A 20422-nucleotide genomic window follows, 5' to 3' on the forward strand; every position below is an offset into this window, starting at 1 on the left:
CGTGCCCGTCATCACCCACGCCGAGGCGTACCTGATCGACGTACCCGTCGAGACGCTGCGCACCGACGCCCTCCAGACGTTCCTGGCGCAGGAGACGGTGTTCGTCGAGATCCGCACGGACGACGGCGGCGAAGGCACCGGCTACACGTACACGATCGGCACCGGGGGCACCGCCGTGCTCGCCCTGCTGCGCGACTACCTGTTGCCCCGGCTCCCCGGGCAGGACCCGCGGCGGGTGGAAGCGGTGTGGCGGGATCTGTTCCTGCACACCAAGGCGACCACGGTCGGCGCCATCACGTCCCTGGCGCTGGCCGCGGTCGACACGGCGCTGTGGGATCTGCGGGGCAAGACGGCCGGGCTGCCGCTCTGGGTCCTGGCCGGCGGGGCCAAGGACCGGATCCCGTTGTACGACACCGAGGGCGGCTGGCTCCAGCTCACCACCGAGGAGCTGGTCGCCGGCGCGCTCAAAAGTAGGGAGGCCGGCTGGCCGGGTATCAAGATGAAGGTCGGCCGGTCACCGTTCTCGGACGCGGAACGAGTCCGAAATGTCCGAGAGGCAGTCGGCCCGGACTTCGACATCATGCTCGACGCGAATCAATCGCTGACCACGCCGGACGCGATCCGGCGGGCGAAGCTTCTCGAGCCCTACGACCCGTACTGGTTCGAGGAGCCGCTGCCGGCCGAGGACGTCGCGGGCCACGAGGCGCTCTCGGCGAACACGTCGATCCCGATTGCCGTGGGCGAGTCGATGTACGCCCCGGGGCAGTTCGCCGAGTACATCCGGCGCGGCGCGGCCGGCGTGGTCCAGGTCGACGTGGCCCGCATCGGCGGCATCACCCCGTGGCTGAAGGTGGCCCACCTGGCCGAGGCGGCCAACGTCGCGGTCTGCCCGCACTTCCTGATGGAGCTGCACGTGAGCCTGTGCTGCGCGGTGCCCAACAGCCGGTACCTCGAGCACATCCCGCAGCTGCGGGCCATCACCCACGAGGAGATCGCCGTCGAGAACGGGCAGGCGCTCGCTCCCACGGCGCCCGGGCTCGGCATCGCCTGGGACCGCGACGCGATCGACGACCGGAGGAAGTCGTGACGACGCTGGCGCCCCCGCCGACCCGGGAGGCGGCGGCCAAGGTCCGCACGATGCCGATCTGGGCCAACCCCCGCCTCGGCCTGGTCGTGCTCTTGGTGGCGCTGATCATCTTGTTCACGTCGATGCGCCCGGCCTTCCTGGACACCCAGCTGACGCTCGTGCCGCTGCAGGCCGACATCAGCGTCTACGCCGTGGTCGGTCTGGCCCAGCTCATGGTCCTGTCGCTCGGCCACATGAACGTGGCCGTCGGCCGGATGGCGGCCACCAGCGCCTTCGCCATGGGCCTGGTCCACGACAAGCTCGGCTTCGGCCTCGTCCTCAGCCTGGCCGCCGGGCTGCTGGTCGGCGCCGCGCTCGGCGCGCTGGCCGGACTGATCATCTCCCGGACCGGCGTCAACTCGTTCGTGGTCACCCTGGCCATGGACTTCGCGCTGGTCGGTCTCATCACGATCCTCTACACCAGCGTCACCGACGGCGTCGCCTTCCCGTCGATGCCGGCCGGCATGGAGGCGCTGCGCTTCGACACGTTCGCCGACTACTGCCTGGGCGACGTCTGCGGCCCGCGGATCCCCTTGGTGGTCCCGTTCGCCGTCGCGGCTGCGCTGCTCGTCGGCCTGCACTTCCGCTGGGGCCGCAACGGCCGGGAGATGCTGATGACCGGCTCCAACCTCCGCGCCGCCCAGCTCTCCGGCATCCCCACCGGCACCCGGATCGTCCAGGCCCACGCGCTCAGCGGCCTGGTCGCCGGGCTCGCCGGCTTCCTGCTGGCAGCCAACAACGGCGCCTTCTCGGCCGGCATCGGCGACGGCTTCCTACTTCCGTCTTTCCTGGCCCCGGTGCTCGGCGGCACGCTGCTGGCCGGCGGCGCCGTCAGCGTGCTCGGCACGGTCCTCGGGGCCACCCTGACCCAGGTCATCTACAAGGGCCTGAACCTGTTGCAGTTCCAGCTCGACCGGCTCCAGCTCTACATCGGACTGGTGCTGCTGGCCGCGCTGTCGCTCGACCGTCTCCGCCACGTTCTCGCCGAGCGCCGAGGGGCAAAGCCATGATCAAACGCCTGGCCCGTACGCCCGAGGTCACGCTGGCCGCCCTGGCCGTGCTCGGCTTCGTCGCGCTCGCCATCGCCACCGGGGGCAATCTGCTGTCGGCGGGGACGCTCAGCGCGTTCTTCCGGTTCCTGGCCGTGCCGATCGTCATCGGGCTGTCCCAGATGGTCGTGCTGGCGGTCGGCCAGATGAACCTGTCGGTCGGCGCGCTCACCGGGCTGTGCGCGATGGTGTCGGCCTGGCTGATGCTCGAGGCCGGCCTGCCCGCGCTGCTGGCGGTGCCCGCGGCGCTGCTGCTCGGCCTCGTCGTCGGCCTGGCCAACGGCGCCCTGGTCGTGCTGACCCGGATCAACGGCTTCATCGTCACGCTGGCCACGATGACCATCATTCAGGGCCTGCGGTACGGGGTGAACGGCCCCGACACGTACCAGGGCTACTCCGAGGGCCTGCGGGCGTACGGCCGGGCCTCGGTCCTGGGTCTGCCCCTGGTCTTCCTGACCGCGCTGGCGGTGGCCGTGCTCGTCGGGCTCCACTTCGCCCGCACGGTCAGCGGCCGCCGGCTGCTCGCCAGCGGTGGGAGCCCGTTCGCGGCCCGGCTCTCCGGCATCTCCAACGACCGCTCGCTGATCGTCGCCCACGGCCTGTCCGGGCTGCTGGCCGGTGTCGCCGCCGTGCTGACGGTGGCCGCGTCGGGGTCGGTCAACGCGACGATCGGCGACGACCTGCTGCTGCCCAGCTTCGCCGCCCCGATCATCGGCGGGGTGGCCCTGGCCGGTGGCATGGTGAGTGTGACCGGCACCGTGCTGGCCGCGTTCCTGGTCAGGCTCGTCGACGTCATGCAGGCCCAGTTCGGCATCAACCCGCGCTGGGTCGACCTCATCATCGGCGCCGTCGTGCTGGGCGCGGTGCTGCTCGGCACCGTCCGCGAGAAGCTCACCACGGGCCGGGCGGCCGCAGCTCGGCCCCCGTCGCCGCCGCCCTCGCCGCGGCTCTCGGAAAGGCCGGCCTGATGCTCCACGCGGACAAATTGGTCAAGACGTTTCCCGGCGTCCGCGCTCTGGACGGGGCGACGCTCAGGCTCGAACCTGGAACGATCCATGCGCTGCTCGGCGAGAACGGCGCCGGCAAGAGCACCCTCGTCAAGCTGCTCACCGGCGTCTACCGGCCGGACGGCGGGCGGATCGTGCTCGACGGGTCGGAACAGCACTTCGGCAACCCGATGGACGCCCAGCGGGCCGGAATCGGCGTGGTGCACCAGGAACGCAACCTGATCCCCTTGTTCTCGGTGGCCGAGAACATCTCGCTGCACCACCTGCCGAGCACCGGCGGATGGGTGGATCGGGCTCAGATGCGTACCGAGGCCCGCCGGGTCCTGCAGTTGCTGGAAGTCGACCTCGACGTGGACGCGCCGATCTCGCGGCTGTCGGTGGCGCAGGCGCAGCTGGTGGAGATCGCCAAGGCGCTCAGCCTGGACAGCAAGGTCCTGCTGCTGGACGAGCCGACCGCGTCGCTGACCGGCGACGAGGCCGACCGGCTCTACACGGTCGTCCGGCGGCTGCGGGACTCGGGACATGCCGTCGTGCTGGTCAGCCACAAGCTCGAGGAGGTCTTCGCGGTCGCCGACACCGTGACCGTGCTGCGCGACGGCCGCAGCGTGACCGAGGCGGCGCACCTGCGTGATTTCACCCAGAGCGAGGTCGTCGATCTCATGGTCGGCCGGGCGTACGAGTCGGTCTCGTTGCCGCCCCGGACGCTCGATCCGGACGCGCCGCCCGCCTTGCGGCTGGCCGGTGTGTCCACTGCGCTGGGCCACTCGGACATCTCGCTCGCGGTGCGGCCGGGGGAGATCCTCGGGCTGTACGGGCTCGTCGGGGCCGGCCGCAGCGAGCTGGCCAAGGCGATTCTCGGGCTGGAACGGGTCACCGGCGGCACGGTCGAGGTGCACGGCCGACCGGCGCGGATCGGGTCGGTCGGCGAGGCCCTGCGCCGCTACCGGCTCGGCTACGTCACCGAGGACCGCAAGGACGAAGGCTTGTTCCTGGAGCAGCCGATCGCGCGGAACATCGCGGTCACCGTGTGGCGGCGGCTCGCCAAAGCCGGTCTGGTGAGCGATCGGAGCGAGCGGCGCCTCACCGACGCGTACGTCTCGAAGCTCGGCATCCGGATCGCCTCGCCGCAGCAGCCGGCCGGGCAGCTCTCCGGTGGCAACCAGCAGAAGGTCAGTCTGGCCAAGTGGCTGGCGGCCGACTGCGACATCCTCATCGTGGACGAGCCGACCGTCGGCATCGACGTGCGCACCAAGGCCGCGTTCCACGAGCTCATCGCGGGCCTGGCCGCGGACGGGCTGGCCCTGCTGCTCATCTCCTCCGACCTGCCCGAGACGGTGGCCCTGGCCGACCGGATCGCCGTGATGAGCGATCTGCGGATCGTCGGGGAACTGGCCAACGACCACGACTACGCGCGGATGAGCCGGCAGATCATCCGGCTGATCCATGCGGAGACGCATCTCGAAGGAGGCGTGAGCGCGGCATGAACCCGATCGAACGGGCCCGCGTCGGGGACACCTGGGTGACCCGGCTCGGGCTGGGGTTGGCCCCCATCGGCGGGCTCTACTCCCCGGTGAGCGAGGAGCAGGCGTACGCGACGGTGGAGCGCGGCTGGGAGCTGGGGATCCGCTACTTCGACGTGGCCCCCCTCTACGGCAACGGGCTGACCGAGACGCGGGCCGGGCGGGTGCTGTCGGGCAAACAGCGCTCGGACTTCGTCCTGTCGACCAAGGTCGGGCGGTTGCTGCGGCCGGGGGACGGCGAGGAGCAGGGCATCTGGGCCGAGGCCACCGACGTCTCACCGGTGTTCGACTTCAGCGCCGGGGGCGTCCGCAAGTCGTACGACGAGAGCCTGACCCGTCTCGGCCTGGACCGAGCCGACATCCTGCACCTGCACGACCCGGACGAGCACTGGGCCGAGGCCTCGGGGCAGGCGCTGCCCGAGCTCGTCCGGATGCGGGCCGAGGGGCGGATCGGCGCGGTGTCGGCCGGCATGAACCAGGCCGCGATGCTCGCCGACTTCGTCCGGACCGGGTCGATGGACGCGGTGCTGCTGGCCGGGCGGTACACCCTGCTGGACCGCAGCGGGGCCGACGAGCTGCTGCCGCTCTGCCTCGCCCACGGCGTCTCGGTCATCGCGGCCGGCGTCTTCAACTCGGGGCTGCTGGCCTCGCCCTCGCCCTCGGCCACCTTCAACTACGCGCCGGTCACCGAGGACGTGCTCGCGCGGGCGCTGGAGATGCAGGAGATCTGCGCGGGCTACCGCGTGCCGCTGCGGGCGGCGGCCCTGCAGTTCCCGTTCCGGCATCCGGCCATCACGTGCGTGCTGGTCGGGGTCCGGTCGCCGGAGGAGGTCGAGGACGCGGTCAAGATGGCGACCCGGCCGATCCCGGAGGAGCTGTGGAAGGAGCTGGACGCGTGATCGTCGACGCGCACCACCACCTCTGGACGGCCGACTACGCGTGGCTGCAGGACCCGTCGCTGGCCCGGATCCGGCGCGACTACACGGTGGCCGACCTGCGGGCCGCCCTGGCCACCGCGGGCGTCGACCGGACCGTGCTGGTCGAGGGCGGCCGGGGCGACGACGCCGAGACCACTTCGTTCCTGGCGACCGCCGCGGAAACCCCGGAAATCGCCGGGGTGGTCGGGTGGGCCTCGCTCGCCTCGCCGGAGCTCGCCTCCACCATCGCCGGGCACCGGGACGGGCCCGGCGGGCATCTTCTGGTCGGCATCCGCGATCAGGTTCAGGGCCGCGGGCCTGCACACCTCGACGGGCTGCACGCCGGCCTGGCCACGGTCGCCGCGGCCGGGCTGGTCAACGAGCTGGTGGTCAGCGCCGACCAGCTGCCGTCGGTCGCCCGGGCCGCCGCGGCCTTCCCCTCCGCGGTCTTCGTCCTCGACCACCTGGGCAAGCCGCCCATCGCGGCCGGCTCGCTGGCCTCCTGGCGGTCGCTGATCGCGCCGGTGGCCGCCCGGCCCAACGTCGTCGCCAAGCTGTCCGGTCTGGTCACCGAGGCCGCCTGGGCGACCTGGACGACCGGGGATCTGAAGCCGTACGTGGAGACGGCGGTCTCGCTGTTCGGCCCCGACCGGCTGATGTTCGGCTCGGACTGGCCGGTCTGCGAGCTCGCGGCCACGTACGCCGAGGTGAAGGACGCCTTGGTGGAAACACTCGGCGGGGTTCCGGAGGACGTCTTCGGGGGCACCGCCGTACGCACCTATCAGTTGGAGCTACATTGAAGATCGTCGCCATCGAGACGTACGACGTGCGTTTCCCGACCTCGCGCGAGTTGGACGGCTCGGACGCGATGAACCCCGACCCCGACTACTCGGCCGCGTACGTGGTGCTGCGGACCGACTCCGGGGCCGAAGGATACGGGTTCACCTTCACCATCGGGCGGGGCAACGAGGTGGTCCGGGCGGCGATCGACGCCCTCGCCCCGTTCGTCGTCGGGCAGGACGCGGGCGACCTCGGTGAGTTCTCGCGCCGGCTCACACACGACTCGCAGATCCGGTGGCTCGGGCCGGAGAAGGGCGTCACCAGCCTGGCCACGGCCGCGCTGGTCAACGCGGCCTGGGATCTGGCGGCGCGGGCGGCCGGTCTTCCGCTGTGGCGCTATCTCGCCTCGCTGACGCCGGCGCAGATCGTCGAGATGGTCGACTGGCGGTACCTCAGCGACGCGCTGACACCGGGCGAGGCCCTGTCCATCCTGGAGGCCGGGCGCGCCGGGCGGGACGAGCGGATCGCGTACCTGGAACGGCACGGCTACCCCGCCTACACGACGTCGCCGGGCTGGCTCGGTTACGACGACGAGAAGCTGGCCCGGCTGGCCCGGGAGGCCGTCGCCGACGGCTACCGGCAGATCAAGCTCAAGGTGGGTGCGTCCCTCGACGACGACGTACGCCGGATGAGGCTCGCCCGCTCCGTGGTGGGCGACGGCATCCGGATCGCGGTGGACGCGAACCAGCGGTGGGACGTGGGCTCGGCGATCTCCTGGCTGGACGCGCTCAAGCCGTACAAGCCGTGGTGGATCGAGGAACCGACCAGCCCCGACGACATCCTCGGCCACGCGGCGATCCGGCGCGGCGCCGGCGTCCCCGTGGCGACCGGCGAGCACGTGCAGAACCGCATAATCTTCAAGCAGCTGCTCCAGGCCGACGCGGTCGACTTCGTCCAGATCGACGCCTGCCGGGTCGCGGGCGTCAACGAGAACCTCGCGATCCTGTTGCTGGCGGCCAAATTCGGCAAGCCGGTCTGCCCACATGCCGGCGGGGTGGGACTGTGCGAGGTCGTGCAGCACCTGTCGATGTTCGACTACGTGGCCGTGTCGGGCAGCCTCGACAACCGCGTCATCGAGTACGTCGACCACCTCCACGAGCACTTCGAGACCCCGGTCGTCATCCGCGACGGCGCCTACCAGGCCCCGTCGGCGCCCGGCTTCTCCGCCCGCATGCTGCCTTCGTCGGTCGCCCGCTTCTCCTTCCCGGACGGACCTGAGTGGGTCTGATCTCCGTCTCGCTCTCCGGCGGAACGCCCCCGGTCGTTCCGCCGGTGGAGGGCGACCATGACGGGCCGGTCGCTGCGTTGCGGCATCTGCTCGGGTCGCTGGACGATCCGCCGGTGGCTCTCGTCGCTGGGACGGTCGGCGGGTCCGGGGCGGTCGGCACCGCGCGGTGCGCGGCGGTGGGCATCTCGCCGCTGTCGGGCGGGGTCGCCGAGACCCGGGCCGAGGGGCCTTTCGCGGCGGGGCTGCGGGCCGCGGGGGTCACCGGGATCGTTCTGTACGGGCGCGCGCCGGCGCCGTCGGTGGTCGTCATCCACGATGGGGCGGCCCGGATTGAACCGGCGGGTGACGTGTGGGGCTTGGAGACGGGCCCCGCGACCTCCCGTCTGCTCGAGCGATACGGAACGTCGGCGGCCGTGGCGGTGATCGGGCCGGCGGGGGAGCGCGGCGTCCCGTACGCCTCGGTTGTCACCTGCCGTCACCACCCGCTGCCGCGACTGGGCTTCGGCGCCGTCCTCGGCGCCCGCAACGTCAAAGCGGTCGTCTGTGTCGGTTCGTCAACGCCACGGGTTTCCTCGCCCGCGGCGGTGGCCGCCATCGGCGCCGCCTATGCGCGTGACGCCGCCACCAACCCGCTGTCGGCCTGGCAGCACGGCCTCCCCGGCTTCGGGGTCTGGTCCGGCGAGCCCGGCTACGCCCCGGTCGACGACTTCACCGACACCACCCGCGGCTTCACCGCCCCGCCACCACCCGGCCCGGCCACCGTCGCCGCCTGCCCCGGCTGCCCCACCGACTGCATCAAGGTCCACGCCGGCGCCGGCCTGCACCAGGAGGCCCTCGCGGCCCTCGGCGGCGACTGGTCCAAGCTACGTGGCCACGAGCAGCAGGGCACCGACCCGGTCTCCGCCACCGGAACCCAGACCGTCAACGGCGTCGCCGTCCCGCCCTTCGACCCCCGCGTCCAGCCCAACCTGGGCCTGGCCTACGCCGTCGCCCCGATCGGCCCCCGCTACGACATCATCGAACACGACCTCGACTTCGACCCCACCGACGGCCTGCCCCTGGCCTACCCCGAAATGCAGCGCCTCGGCGTCACCGTCCCCCGCCCCCGAGGCGAACTCGACGTCTGGCGAACCGCCCAGCTCATGCGCCTCTGGAGCGGCCTGGACGCCCTCAGCGTCTGCCTCTTCGCCGCCACCCCCACCCGCCCGCTGACCCTCACCACGGTCGAGAACCTGGTCGAAGCCGTCACCGGCCACCGCCCCGACGTCCTCGCCCTGGGCGCCACCCGCCTGCGCCTGCAACACGAGGTCAACCAGCGCCTGGGGGTACGCCCCGGCCACCTGCCCGACCTCTTCTTCACCGCCCCAATCCAATCCGGCAAATACGCGGGCGCCGTCCTGGACCGCCCGTCCTTTGAGGCCGCCGCTTCCGCGCTGCGCAAGGAGCTCCAGATCCCCGAACACTGACCCGGTCCGCCCTTGCGGGCCTGCCGCCCTTGCGGGCCTGCCGCCCTTGCGGGCCTGCCGCCCTTGCGGGGCCCGTGCGACCCGCACTGCCTGGGGCTGCCTCCCACGGGCGGCCAACGCGGGTGTTTTGTCCGGTAGGCGGCTTTGACGTGGCGGCTTCGGCGTCGGGTTGTAAATGGGAGGCGTCGCGCGTGGACGGTGTTCTATGGTCGGCGGACGGTGTGTAGCTCAGCCAGGGAGAGCACCGGGCCAGTGACCCGGGAGACGCGGGGGCGGTTCCTGCCACGCCGACGATGAAGAACACATTTGCGGTCCGACACGCGGCCACCGCGTTCGTGGCGATCAGGCTGCGCACGCCGCTGGCCGGCATGCCCACGTGGGTGATCCGGCGCGGCTTCGCGACCGGCCACCCCGCAGCCCCCGGCACCTCCATGGTGTTCGCCCACCACGGCCGCGGCCGCCCCACCCGCATGCCCCGCCCGGTGCCGTCCCGCCGCTACCCCCGCAGCGGCACAACCGGCATCCCCCGCTGGGCCGCCGGCTGACGCGCCCTGCCCCGGCCGGGCTGCTCGGGTGACACCCACCGCCCCGCGCCGGGCCGCCCGGGTGACACCCACCGCCCCGCGCCGGGTTGCCGGGTGACACCAACCGCTCCAGGCTGGGCCGCCGGGGGAACGCCCGGCGTTGCATGCTGGGTCGCGGGGTGACGGCCGTCTCCCGGGGCTCGGGCGGGTAGGTTCGCGCGGGATGCTGGTGCGATGACGCCGTTCGCCCTGCTCTTCGTGTCGTTTCTGGTCACCTTTGTCGCGACCCGGACGATCACGCGGATGATCCGGGCCGGCGTCGGGCCGTTCCGCAACAACGTTGCCGGGGGCGTCCACATCCACCATGCCGTTCCCGGCATCATTCTGACCCTGACCGGCGCCTACCTCTCGGTGGCGGTCGCCGGGCGGCACCCGTGGGCCGACATTGCGGGCGTGCTGATCGGGGCCGGCTCTTCGTTGATCCTCGACGAATTCGCCCTGATCCTGCATTTGCAGGACGTGTACTGGTCACCCGAGGGTCAGCTCTCCGTGCGCCTGGTCGCCCTCACGCTGAGCGTCCTCGGCCTCGTGCTGCTGGGCCTGAACCCGCTCACCTCCGACACCGGCCTCGGCGCCGGCCACCTCGCGGTCGCCCTGGCCGCCCTCCTGCACATCGGCACCCTGCTCATCTGCGTCCGCAAGGGCAAATACTCGACGGCTGTCCTGGGCGTCTTCCTCCCTCCCATCGCCTGGATCGGCGCCGTCCGCCTGGCCCGCCCCACCTCGTCCTGGGCCCGTAAGCGCTACGACCCCAACCGCCTGTCCCGCGCCCAGTCCCGAGCCGACGGCCTGGACGCCCGCTTCGGCCACTGGGGCCTGACCATCGCCGACCTGGTCGCCGGCCGCCCTTCGGCCCCCAACCCGCCCCCGCCCACAGCCGCCCAGCCAGCCGACCCACCCACGCCCAGCCCGTAGGCGACCGAGATCGCCCCGGCGGTTCCGCACCCACTCCGCTCCGGGCTGGGCGACATCCGACAGCCGGGTCCGGCCCATTGGCTGGTCGACCTGAATTCGGTCCGGTGGCGGGGTCGCTTCGGTCCCCTGTGGTCGCGGGGCAGCCGGCGGACAAGATCGCGGCCTGCCTGCCTGCCTGCCGCCTGCCGCTCAGGCCTGCCGCCCGGACCTGTCGTCCGCTCGCTGGCCGTGCGCTGCAGGCTGCCGCTGCCCGCCTGCCGCGTGCCGTCTCGCGCCCGCCCTGCCGTTGCCCGTCTGCTCGCCGTGGGGTGCCCGCCTCCCGTCCGGGTCTCCGGTTCGGCGCGGGTGTGTTGTGGGCGGTGAGGCAGCGGGTGTGGCGAAGTGGTGGGCCGTCGGCGCGGGTCGAGAAGAGTAAGGCGGCGGAGGGGCGAATGCGGTGGCGCGGCGGAGGGGGCGAGGGCAGTAGGGCGGCGGGGTGGGGCAAGAGCGGTGGGGCATTGGTTAGTCGGGAGAGGTGGGGCGGCGGATGGGTTGAGTGGGTCGGACGGCAGGGCGGGTGGGTCGAGGGCGGTTGGCGGCAAAGTCCGGCGAGGCTGGTGGACCGGTGTTCGGAGGGCTCGGGGGAGGCCGGGCGGGGATTACGGTGTCAGCAGGGCTGAGAGGGGCTCCCTGACGTCGGCGGGGTGCAGGTTCAAAGGGGCGAACTGGGCTGGGGTGGCCCAGAGGAGCTCGAAAGAGTTGTCGGCGTTGGCTACGGCGGCCTCCTCGCCGGAAAGGCGGGGTGTGCCGGTGGGGGCGGTCATCAGGAAGTAGTAGGCGGGGCGGCCGTTGTGGCGGCCGGTCCAGAGCTGGCGGTGGGGGGTTGCCGTCAGGGTGGTTTCCTCGTGGAGTTCGCGGGTGGCGGCTTCGGCGGGGGTCTCGCCGGGTTCGATGTGGCCGCCGGGGAGGACCGCGTAGTGGTGGCCCGGGCAGGGGTGGCCGGTGCGGCCGGCGTCTTCGCACATGGGGCAGTCGTCTTGGAGACGGAGGAAGCGTTTGATCAGCAGGACGCGGCTGCCGTCGACGACTACCGCGGCTGCGCGCGGGACTCGGCCGGTGGTGAGGCGCAGGGTGATCCGGTGGTCCTCGATCTTCGTGATCTCCACCATGACGGCGTCGTCCACCGAGCCTGCGGGATGTCGGGCATCGGGGCGCGGGATGACGCCCTCCAGGCCGTCGGCGACCCGCACGAAGACGCCGGTGGGGGTCACTCGGGTGATGCGGCCCGGGACGATCGCGCCGGGGCGGATGTGGTCGGTGTCCGTCATGGAGCAAGCTTCTCGTGAGCGATGCCGAGGGCGCCAGATACTTAAGTAGGGTGACCAGACGACACACGCGAAAGGCGCGCTGCGGCCGCGAGCAGCGGCCTGGGTCGCGCTGAGCCCTGGGGGCGGTCACGGCCGGGGAATGCCGCAGAAGCGCGGGGCCGAGACGGCGTACTTCTGGTCCGATCTCCGCCAGACGAAGCGCCGGGTGGTGGGTCAGGGTGGGCGGCATGGAGAACGCACTCGACGGGAAAGTGGCGCTCGTGACCGGTGGCGGGCGGGGGATCGGCGCGGCGGTGGCCGTGAGGCTGGCCGAAGCGGGAGCCGATGTGGCCGTGACATATCAGCGGGATCGGGGTAGCGCCGACGGGGTGGTGGAGCGCGTCAAGGCCGTGGGCCGGCGGGCGGTGGCGGTCCGGGCTGACAGCGCGGACGTCGAGGCGGTGGTGGCGGCGGTGGAACGGACGGCGGGGGAGCTGGGGCGGCTCGACATCCTGGTCAACAACGCCGGGGCGTTTCGGATCGGGCCGTTGGCGGAGCTCGGCGCGGACGACCTGGAGCAGACGGTTGCGGTCAACATCCGGGCGCCGTTTCTGGCCTGTCAGGCGGCGGCGCGGCATCTGCCGGCGGGTGGGCGGATCATCAACATCGGGAGCAACGTGGCGGAGCGGGTGGTCTTTCCGGGCTTTTCGCTGTACGCGATGAGCAAGACCGCGCTGATCGGGCTGACCAAGGCGCTGGGCCGGGAGCTCGGCGGCCGGGCGATCACCGTCAACCTGGTGAACCCCGGCCCCACCGACACCGATCTGAACCCGGCCGACGGGCCCAACGCCAGCGTTGTCAACGCTTTTACGGCGGTCGGCCACTACGCGCGGCCGGCCGACGTGGCCGCGGCCGTGGTGTTCCTCGCCGGCCCGGAAGCCCGCTACATCACCGGAGCGACGGTCAATGTGGACGGTGGTTTCACTGCTTGACCTTTCCGGGCTTGTGCAGGATCTGGATGAGGTTGCCGCAGGTGTCGTCGAGGACGGCCATCGTCATGTCGCCCATCTGCAGGGGCTCCTGGGTGAAGCGCACGCCGAGGCCGGTCAGGCGCTTGTGCTCGGCGTGCACGTCCTCGACGTAGAACGAGGTGAGCGGGACGCCGTCGTCGGCCAGGGCCGCTTTGAACGGCTTGGCCGCGGGGTGCTCGTCGGGTTCGAGGAGCAGCTCGACGCCGTCCGGGTCGTCGGGCGACACCACGGTGAGCCAGCGGTGCTGCCCCAGCGGGATCTCGGTCTTCTTCACGAAGCCGAGCTTCTCGGTGTAGAAGCTCAGCGCCTTGTCCTGGTCGTCGACGTAGACGCTGGTGACGTAGATGCGCATCAGATCTCCCTGTTCCCGCCGGGCCGCCACCGGTCGGTGAGGTGGTCCAGCGGTGTCGTGTCGATGTGGTGGAATTTGTAGCGACCCTGGCGCCGGCTCGTGACCAGCCCGGCTTGCGCCAGCACCTCGAGGTGCTGCGAGACCGCCTGCCGGGACAGCCCGAGCTGGTGCTTCATGGTCAGCCGGGAGCAGATCTCGAACAGCGTCTGGCCGTCCCGCTCCGCCAGCTCGTCCAGAATGCGGCGGCGGTTCGGGTCGGCCAGCGCCTTCCAGACGTCGCCCTCGGTCACCCACCCACCATAGGCAAGTGACAGCTTGCCTATCAACCCCAGACCCCTGCGGCCGTACGCTGCGGTGGTCGCTCACATGGTGCTGATGGACCTGCCCACGCTGGAGCCGCTGATCGCGGACGTACGGGCGTCGCTCACCGACCGGGCCCCGTTCGTCTTCTCGATCCTGCATCCGAGCTTCTTCGCGCCACGCGCTCAGGTTGGCTGAGGGGCGCGTTGGTGCACTGCGGGTGGGCGGGGCCAGGACTGGCGTGCCATTCCTTCTGCGCCCGGCACCAAATTTTTCAGCAATGTGTCCAACTATTGCGGTTGTGTGACATGAAACGCCATGATGACCGTCGATCCGTTCCCCATCCCCGTCCCCGGATCGGCTGGAGTCCCCATGCCCCTCACTCGTCGTGCCCTCTTGTCGGCGGCCGCCGCCGGATCGGCGGCCACCCTGCTCACCGACCTCGCCCCGGCCCGCGCCGCCTCCCCGCCCGGTGACGTCGTCGGCAAGATCAGCGTCGGCTACCAGGGCTGGTTCTCCTGCCCGGGTGACGGGGCGCCGATCGGCGGGTGGTGGCACTGGAGCCGCGACCGCTTCCAATCGCCGTCGCCCAGCAACACGACCATCGTGTCCTGGCCCGACCTGCGCGACTACACCCGCACCTACCCGACGGTCTATCCGAACCTCGGCAACGGCAGCCCGGCGGCGCTCTTCTCGTCCTACGACCAGCAGACCGTGGACACCCACTTCGCGTGGATGCGCACCTACGGCATCGACACCGCCGCCCTGCAGCGCTTCAACCCGGTCGGTGACGAGGGCCCGACCCGCGACGCCATGGCCCGCAAGGTCCGTACGGCGGCCGAGGCGACCGGGCGCAAGTTCTACATCATGTACGACGTCACGGGCTGGACGAACATGCAGTCGGAGCTCAAGACGGACTGGACGACCAAGATGTCCGCGCACACCGCCTCGTCCGCGTACGCCCGGCAGAACGGCAAGCCGGTCGTCTGCGTCTGGGGGTTCGGCTTCAACGACGACGGCCGCCCGTTCGCGCCGGCCGCCTGCCTGGACGTCGTCAACTGGCTGAAGGCGCAGGGCTGCTACGTCATCGGCGGCGTGCCCACCTACTGGCGCGAGGGCAAGAACGACAGCCGTACGGGATTCCTGGACGTCTACCACGCCTTCAACATGCTCTCGCCGTGGATGGTCGGCCGCACCGGCACGCTCGACGGGCTCGACTGGTTCCTGGCCAACGTGAACACCGCCGACCAGGCCGACTGCAATGCCCACGGCATCGACTACCAGCCGTGCGTGCTGCCGGGCGACCTGTCCTCCGGGCACCGGCGGCACGGCGACTTCTACTGGCGCAGCATCTACAACATGGTCCGGCTGGGCGCGCAGGGCCTCTACGTGTCGATGTTCGACGAGTACAACGAGGGCAACCAGATCGCCAAGACCGCGGAGACGGCCGCGTCGGTGCCGGCCGGGTCGGGCATCCGCGCGCTGGACGAGGACGGCACGTTCTGCTCGTCGGACTACTACCTGCGCATCACCACGGACGGCGGCCGGATGCTCAAAGGGCTTCTACCCCTGACCGCCGTACGGCCGACCCAGCCGACCGTCTCGTCCACGCCGCCGCCGGTGACGGACCTCGCGCGGGGCCGGGCCACCTCGGCCAGTGGCTGGACCCAGGTGTACGCGCCGGGCAACGCGGTCGACGGCGACGCGAACACCTACTGGGAGAGTCCCAACAACGCGTTCCCCCAGTGGTTCCAGGTCGATCTGGGCGCGGCGACCACGGTCGGCCGGTTCGTGCTCAAGCTCCCGCCGTCGTGGGGCGCGCGCACCCAGACCTTCACCATCTCGGACGGCGCCACGACCCTGGTCCCGAGCACGGCCCGTCTCTTCGACCCCACGGTCACCGTCACGTGCCCGCCCACCTCGGCCCGCTATGTGCGGGTCACCTTCACCGGGAACACCGGCTGGCCCGCGGGCCAGCTCGCGGCGCTGGAGGTCTACTCCTCCTGATCGTCCATGGCGGCCCGCTTGAGCCGGTCGAGCGCACCGGACCAGTAGGACTCGTACCGGGCGACCCACGGCGCCATCGCCCTCGACATCGCGTCCGCGTCGATGGCGTACAGCTGATGGCGGCCCTGCCGGGTGGCGGTGACCAGACCCGTCGCCCGCAGGGCCATCAGGTGTTTCGAGATGCCCGACGGGACCAGGTCGGGGAAGTGGGCGGCGAGCTCGCCGACGGTCAGCGTGCCCTTCTCGGCCAGCAGGTCGAGGATGCGCCGCCGGGTCGGGTCGGCCATCGCCCGGAACAGGTCCTCCTCAGGCACCGCCGACCGCCGCGGCCAGGCGCTGGAGCACCTGGTGCTTGTCGGCGCCCCGTTCGTACGCCTCCAGCGTGCCCTGCCAGTCGGCCTTGCCGATGCCGGCGAAGCCGTCGTGCGTCAGCGTGACCCGCGTGCCGGCGGCGATCGGCTCGAGGGTGACGACCAGCCGGCCGGGGTGCTCCCACCCTTCCTCAAGCCAGGAGAGGACGAGCCGGCCCTCGGGGACGAACTCGAGCACCACCCCGCTGATTGAGGTGTCGCCGCCGGGCATCCGGTAGGCGCCGCCGACCCGCAGGTCGATCTCGATCTCGTCGGAGATCCACTCGCGCAGACCCTCCGGTGTGGACAAGCGACGCCAAACCACGCTCGGCGACCGCGGAATTTCGATGAATCGTGCGACCTCAGGCATGTTGCATTACTCTACGGTAAGACGTCTTGGCCGTCAAAGAACTTCGATCCAGGTGCTCTGGTCGGCGACATCAGCGAAGCGCAGACCGGCCAGGATCCGGCGGATCTCGGGGACGGACGGGCCGGTGCCGATGCCCTGCAGCTCGGCCTCGTGGCCACGGTCCAGGATCATCGTGCAGTAGTGCGAGACGCAGCGGATCCTCTCCCGCGACGTGTCCTGCGGGACCGCGACGATCTTCAAGATGGCGTACGGCACGGTCTCGTCGACCGGGCCCTGCTTCTGCGCGCGTGTGAGGTCGCCCTTCTGCAGGGCGATCCGGGAGATCTGGTCGCTCAGGCCGGGAGCGGCCTGGCCGGCGCTGACGACCCGCCAGCCCGGGGGCAGAAAGCCGAAGCTGTACGGGGCCCGGACCGGCCGTTCCGGGGCGGGCGCGATCGAGTCGATGATCTTGGCGGCGTCGCTGAGATCCGGGCTCCCCTTGCCTTCGGACGGCACGAGCGTCGCCCAGGAATCGGCGGCGTACGGCCAGGCGACCTTCTTCCCGTCGATCAGCGCCTGACGCTCGGCCAGCTTGAGCGGGACCGACGTGCGGCCCTGGCCGGGGTTCGTGAAGGCGCCGGGATCGAACACCCCGGTCCGGTAGACGGTGATGGTGGCGACGGCGCGCGGATACGTCTTGTCGTCGATCCGGACGACCAGACCGTCGCGGTAGACCGGCAGCCGCTGATAGCCGGTCGTCACCTGGTCGACCGGGCCGACCCGGTACGCGCCGGCGCGGCTCTCGCCCACCGTCGAGGCGAACCCGTGCGGCTGCGCGATGGCCGGCGCCGCCGTCGTGGTGCCGACGGCCGGGCGCAGGTCCGGCGCCGCCGGCGCCGCCGGAGCCGTCGTGAGCCCGGCGACGACCACGGCGGCCGCCACCACGGCGCCACCCGCGCCGGTCAGCCCGGCCGTCCGGCGCCGCGCCCGCCGCCGCCGGGCCCGGGCGATGATGTCGTCGGCCCCCACCCGCGGCGCCGGCGCCCCGTCCTGAACGGCCTCAAGCACGTCCTCGATGCGATACGACACGTTCGCCTCCCTCCACGTCGATCTCCTCGGCCAGGGCCGCCCGCAACGTGTCCAGCCCCCGTTTCGTCTGGCTCTTGACCGTCCCCACGGCACAGCCGAGCACCTCGGCCGTCTCCTCGACGCTGAGCCCTTCCAGGAAACGCAGCACCAGCGCCGCCCGCTGCCGCGGCGGCACCTGCCGCAGGGCGGCCCGCAAGCGCAATCGCTCGTCCACCCCGGCCCCGGGGTCGGGGGCCACCCCCTCGGGGAACGCGTCCGAGGCGGACCGTTCCCGCCGCCACGGCCGCCGTTTCTCCCCGATCGCCGCCCGCACCACCATGGTCCGCGCGTAGCTCTCCGGCGCCGCCACCCGGTCCCACCGCAGGTAGAGCCGCGACAGCGCCCCCGACACGGCGTCCTCCGCCGCCTGCCAGTCCCCGCAGGTCACGTAGGCGAGCGCCCGCAGCGGCTGAAACCAGCCGCGAACGAACTCCCGAAACTCCTCTTCCGCCCCGGCATCCACAAGCCGCCGCCCCTCTCGTCGGAGTTAAGAGGGCGCGAGCCGTCCCTAAGGTTGCATCATGCGTTACTGGGAAACCGCCGGCGCCACGAAGACCTTCACCCACCCGGTCGACCTGTCCCGGCTACCGGGTTCGGGCCGGATCATCGACTACGGCTGCGGCTACGGCCGGCTGACGGCCCGGGCCGGCGCCGAGGGCTACGACCCGTCGGCCGCCCTGATCGAACGGGCCCGTCTCGCCCACCCCGGCGTGCCGTTCCACGTGCTCACCGATCCGCCGCGCCTGCCCCTCGCGGACGCGACCGTGGACGCCGTGCTTCTGGTCGCGGTGCTCACCTGCGTACCGGCCGAGGCCGACCAGCGTGACCTGATCGCCGAGCTGGCCCGGGTGCTGCGCCCCGGCGTCCTCTATGTCAGCGACCTGCCGCTGCAGACCGACGGGCGCAACGTCGCCCGCTACCGGCGCGACGCCGGCGTCCTCGGCCCGTACGGCACCTTTCGCACCAGCGACGGCGCCGTCGTGCGCCACCACCCTTCGGGATATCTGGAAGCCCTGGTCCTCTCGCACTTCGCCACGGCCGAGAGCTGGGCGGTCGAGGTGGAGACGATGAACGCCCACCCGGCCACCGCCCGGCAGATCCTGGCCCGCAAGGAGGAGCAATGACCATCTTCGTGCGAGCCCGCTTCACCGCCCGGGACGGCCGCGGGGCCGAGTTCGAGCAGATCGTGGCCGCCCTGACCGCGCGGGCCGCCGAGGAGAGCGGCACGCTGACCTACCGCTGGTTCGGCCCGGTCGACAGCGAATACCTGGTCCTCGAGCAGTACGCGGACACGCCGGCCGCGCTCGCCCACAACGCGCAGTCGGCCGACCTGCTGGCCCGGGTGGACGAGGTCGCCCTGATGGTGTCGGCCGAGCTCTACGGCCCGCTCGGCCCCGAGCTGCAGGGGTGGGTGGCCACCCACCCCCAGGTGACCGCCTACCCGGACTTCCCGCCTGACTAGGTGGGCGGCACGGCGATACCGTCGCTTGTGGTCTCGAGGCGGCGGGTTCTGGTGGTGGCGCTGGTGGCGGCGCTCTTCGGTGCGGGCGGGCTGGCGCTGCTGGCCACGGCCGGGGGCGACTCGACGCCGCGGCGGGTGGTGGCCGGCGGGGTCCCGCTGTACGAGGTTCATCCGGTGGGGCTCAGACCGGGGGAGCGGCGGCCGGGGGTGGTCGTCGCGCACGGGTATGCGGGCTCGGCCAAGCTGATGGCGCAGTTCGGGGACACATTGGCGGCTCGGGGCTACGTGGTGGTGCTGCTCGACTTCGCGGGGCACGGGGCCAATTCGGAGCCGCGTCAGGGGTCCGAGGCGCTGCAAGGTGAGCTCGGCGTCGCGGTGGCGCATCTTCGCGGGCTGCGGGATGTCGACGCGGACCGGGTGGCTCTGGTGGGGCATTCGATGGGGGCCGGGGCGGTCACGGAGTATGCGGGGGCGCACCCGGACATCGCGGCGACGGTGGCGATCTCGTTGCCGGCTGTGCCGGTGGGGCGGCCGGCGCGGTTGCTTCTGCTGGTGGGGCAGGCGGAGTTTCCGGGGTTTCGGGAGACGGCGGCCGAGACAGCCGGCCGGGTGGCGGGTAGCGAGACCGTGGCGGTTCCCGGGGTGGAGCACATTTCGATCCTTTACTCGCCGCGTACGCATCGGGAGATGGTCGCTTGGCTCGACCAGAGCTTCGGGGGGCCGCTCACTCAGAGGGCGGTGCCGTGGCCGCTGCACCGTCTCGCCGGCGCTGGGCTTCTGTTCCTCGGATTTCTGCTGGGTCTCTACCCGGTGGCTCGCCTGCTGCTGGGGCGTCGAGACCGGCCTTCCCGGGTTCGATTTCAGCCGGGGCAGCTTGTGCCGATCGCTGCCGCCGCGCTGGTGGCTGCGTTGGTGGCGGCAGTCGTGCCGACGGCCTGGTTCCCGCTCGACTCCGGGGACTACGCCGTGGCATTTACCTTCGCCTTCGGTGCGCTGCTGCTGGCGTACCAGCTGGTCGTGGGACCGCGCCTCTTCGCCGGCGCCTCACTAACCGACCAGCCGGGGGAGAGGGCGACGCCGGTGGGTCGGAGGGTGGCGGCGGCGGTTGCGCTCGTGGCCTATGCGGCGGTGACGATCGTGGTGCCGTTGCAGTTGGGGTTCACCCATGTCGTGCCGGTGGGGGCGCGGTGGTGGCTGCTTCCGGTCGTGTGGGCCGGATTCGCGCTGCTGTCCTACGCGGGGGAGCGGATCAGCGGGGGCAGCACACTCGGGCTTCTGGCCGTTTCGGCGGTGACTGTGGTGGCGCTGACCGGGGCGGCGACGCTGGGGCTGACCAATGGGTTCCTGTTGCTTGTCGTGCCGCTGCTCGCGGTGCTTCTGGTGCTGCAGGCCGGGTGGAGCGCGGCGCTCAACCGGCTGGGGGCGCCGGTTTGGCTGATCGCGGTGGTCGGGTCGCTGGTCGTGGCGTGGCCCATCGCGGCGACGCTACCGGTCACGGCCTGAGC

Annotated in this window: 23 protein-coding genes and 1 tRNA gene; 17 read left to right on the forward strand and 7 right to left on the reverse strand. The window is 71.8% G+C overall.

Annotated elements, in window-relative coordinates:
• Position 1 precedes the first annotated feature (1 nt).
• The 11 genes from AB0J66_RS01485 to AB0J66_RS01535 all read left to right on the forward strand — a co-directional run bounded on the left by AB0J66_RS01485 (position 2) and on the right by AB0J66_RS01535 (position 10652).
• Positions 2–1087: a mandelate racemase/muconate lactonizing enzyme family protein gene (locus AB0J66_RS01485; RefSeq protein ID WP_364654718.1), complete on the forward strand. Its 1086-nt coding sequence runs from the start codon at positions 2–4 to the stop codon at positions 1085–1087.
• Positions 1084–2136, forward strand: a complete 1053-nt coding sequence (locus AB0J66_RS01490; protein ID WP_364654719.1) for an ABC transporter permease — start codon at positions 1084–1086, stop codon at positions 2134–2136. The genes AB0J66_RS01485 and AB0J66_RS01490 overlap by 4 nt, the downstream gene beginning before the upstream one ends.
• Positions 2133–3143 (forward strand): ABC transporter permease, encoded by a 1011-nt coding sequence (locus AB0J66_RS01495; RefSeq protein WP_364654721.1) that lies wholly within the window; start codon positions 2133–2135, stop codon positions 3141–3143. Before AB0J66_RS01490 ends, AB0J66_RS01495 begins: the two co-directional genes overlap by 4 nt.
• Positions 3143–4666: a sugar ABC transporter ATP-binding protein gene (locus tag AB0J66_RS01500; RefSeq protein ID WP_364654723.1), complete on the forward strand. Its 1524-nt coding sequence runs from the start codon at positions 3143–3145 to the stop codon at positions 4664–4666. The genes AB0J66_RS01495 and AB0J66_RS01500 overlap by 1 nt, the downstream gene beginning before the upstream one ends.
• The gene (locus AB0J66_RS01505) at positions 4663–5601 is read left to right on the forward strand and encodes an aldo/keto reductase (protein WP_364654724.1); all 939 of its coding nucleotides are present in this window, start codon (positions 4663–4665) and stop codon (positions 5599–5601) included. Before AB0J66_RS01500 ends, AB0J66_RS01505 begins: the two co-directional genes overlap by 4 nt.
• A complete protein-coding gene (locus AB0J66_RS01510; RefSeq protein WP_364654726.1) occupies positions 5598–6419 on the forward strand; it encodes an amidohydrolase family protein in 822 nt (273 codons plus the stop codon). The genes AB0J66_RS01505 and AB0J66_RS01510 overlap by 4 nt, the downstream gene beginning before the upstream one ends.
• Entirely contained in the window at positions 6416–7687 is a 1272-nt protein-coding gene (locus AB0J66_RS01515; RefSeq protein WP_364654727.1) for an enolase C-terminal domain-like protein, read from the forward strand. Before AB0J66_RS01510 ends, AB0J66_RS01515 begins: the two co-directional genes overlap by 4 nt.
• On the forward strand, positions 7678–9153 hold the full coding sequence (locus AB0J66_RS01520) for an aldehyde ferredoxin oxidoreductase N-terminal domain-containing protein (protein ID WP_364654728.1): 1476 nt from the start codon (positions 7678–7680) through the stop codon (positions 9151–9153). Before AB0J66_RS01515 ends, AB0J66_RS01520 begins: the two co-directional genes overlap by 10 nt.
• Before the next feature lie 217 nt (positions 9154–9370).
• Positions 9371–9444: transfer RNA gene (locus tag AB0J66_RS01525), tRNA-Thr, on the forward strand.
• 2 nt (positions 9445–9446) lie between these two features.
• Positions 9447–9698, forward strand: coding sequence for a hypothetical protein (locus AB0J66_RS01530; protein WP_364654730.1), 252 nt, complete (start codon positions 9447–9449; stop codon positions 9696–9698).
• Positions 9699–9911: 213 nt separating this feature from the next.
• A complete protein-coding gene (locus AB0J66_RS01535) occupies positions 9912–10652 on the forward strand; it encodes a hypothetical protein (RefSeq protein ID WP_364654731.1) in 741 nt (246 codons plus the stop codon).
• A gap of 638 nt (positions 10653–11290) precedes the next feature.
• Here the strand turns inward: AB0J66_RS01535 and AB0J66_RS01540 are convergent.
• Positions 11291–11959 carry an NUDIX domain-containing protein gene (locus tag AB0J66_RS01540; protein ID WP_364654733.1) on the reverse strand — a complete coding sequence of 223 codons (669 nt, stop codon included), beginning with the start codon at positions 11957–11959 and terminating at the stop codon, positions 11291–11293.
• A 227-nt stretch (positions 11960–12186) separates the two neighbouring features.
• On the opposite strand from AB0J66_RS01540, the gene AB0J66_RS01545 reads away from it, so the two are divergent.
• Positions 12187–12930 (forward strand): SDR family oxidoreductase, encoded by a 744-nt coding sequence (locus AB0J66_RS01545; protein WP_364654734.1) that lies wholly within the window; start codon positions 12187–12189, stop codon positions 12928–12930.
• Here AB0J66_RS01545 and AB0J66_RS01550 read toward each other — a convergent pair.
• A complete protein-coding gene (locus AB0J66_RS01550) occupies positions 12920–13321 on the reverse strand; it encodes a VOC family protein (RefSeq protein WP_364654735.1) in 402 nt (133 codons plus the stop codon). The genes AB0J66_RS01545 and AB0J66_RS01550 overlap by 11 nt on opposite strands.
• Positions 13321–13611, reverse strand: a complete 291-nt coding sequence (locus AB0J66_RS01555) for a metalloregulator ArsR/SmtB family transcription factor (RefSeq protein WP_364654736.1) — start codon at positions 13609–13611, stop codon at positions 13321–13323. The genes AB0J66_RS01550 and AB0J66_RS01555 overlap by 1 nt, the downstream gene beginning before the upstream one ends.
• Positions 13612–13687: 76 nt before the next feature.
• Here AB0J66_RS01555 and AB0J66_RS01560 point away from each other — a divergent pair, with 76 nt between their 5' ends.
• On the forward strand, positions 13688–13819 hold the full coding sequence (locus tag AB0J66_RS01560; RefSeq protein WP_364654738.1) for a hypothetical protein: 132 nt from the start codon (positions 13688–13690) through the stop codon (positions 13817–13819).
• A 174-nt stretch (positions 13820–13993) separates the two neighbouring features.
• A complete protein-coding gene (locus AB0J66_RS01565; protein WP_364654739.1) occupies positions 13994–15628 on the forward strand; it encodes a discoidin domain-containing protein in 1635 nt (544 codons plus the stop codon).
• On the opposite strand, the gene AB0J66_RS01570 is transcribed toward AB0J66_RS01565, so the two are convergent.
• From AB0J66_RS01570 to AB0J66_RS01585, 4 genes are read right to left on the reverse strand one after another with little or no spacing between them, the layout of a single operon-like run.
• Positions 15616–15942 carry a metalloregulator ArsR/SmtB family transcription factor gene (locus AB0J66_RS01570; protein ID WP_364654740.1) on the reverse strand — a complete coding sequence of 109 codons (327 nt, stop codon included), beginning with the start codon at positions 15940–15942 and terminating at the stop codon, positions 15616–15618. The two genes, AB0J66_RS01565 and AB0J66_RS01570, sit on opposite strands and share 13 nt — an antisense overlap.
• Positions 15935–16348 carry an SRPBCC domain-containing protein gene (locus AB0J66_RS01575; RefSeq protein WP_364654741.1) on the reverse strand — a complete coding sequence of 138 codons (414 nt, stop codon included), beginning with the start codon at positions 16346–16348 and terminating at the stop codon, positions 15935–15937. The genes AB0J66_RS01570 and AB0J66_RS01575 overlap by 8 nt, the downstream gene beginning before the upstream one ends.
• A 33-nt stretch (positions 16349–16381) precedes the next feature.
• Complete coding sequence (locus tag AB0J66_RS01580) at positions 16382–17416, reverse strand: hypothetical protein (RefSeq protein ID WP_364654742.1); 1035 nt, start codon at positions 17414–17416, stop codon at positions 16382–16384.
• Positions 17388–17918, reverse strand: a complete 531-nt coding sequence (locus AB0J66_RS01585) for a SigE family RNA polymerase sigma factor (RefSeq protein WP_364654744.1) — start codon at positions 17916–17918, stop codon at positions 17388–17390. The genes AB0J66_RS01580 and AB0J66_RS01585 overlap by 29 nt, the downstream gene beginning before the upstream one ends.
• Before the next feature lie 58 nt (positions 17919–17976).
• Between AB0J66_RS01585 and AB0J66_RS01590 the strand changes: the two genes are divergently transcribed.
• The 3 genes from AB0J66_RS01590 (at position 17977) to AB0J66_RS01600 (ending at position 20420) form a co-directional block, all read left to right on the forward strand.
• Positions 17977–18579, forward strand: coding sequence for a class I SAM-dependent methyltransferase (locus AB0J66_RS01590; protein WP_364654745.1), 603 nt, complete (start codon positions 17977–17979; stop codon positions 18577–18579).
• On the forward strand, positions 18576–18917 hold the full coding sequence (locus AB0J66_RS01595) for an antibiotic biosynthesis monooxygenase family protein (protein WP_364654746.1): 342 nt from the start codon (positions 18576–18578) through the stop codon (positions 18915–18917). The genes AB0J66_RS01590 and AB0J66_RS01595 overlap by 4 nt, the downstream gene beginning before the upstream one ends.
• A gap of 63 nt (positions 18918–18980) precedes the next feature.
• Positions 18981–20420 (forward strand): alpha/beta fold hydrolase, encoded by a 1440-nt coding sequence (locus tag AB0J66_RS01600; protein ID WP_364654748.1) that lies wholly within the window; start codon positions 18981–18983, stop codon positions 20418–20420.
• Positions 20421–20422: the final 2 nt, after the last annotated feature.

The organism is Actinoplanes sp. NPDC049598 (genome assembly GCF_040675435.1).
Lineage (GTDB): Bacteria > Actinomycetota > Actinomycetes > Mycobacteriales > Micromonosporaceae > Actinoplanes.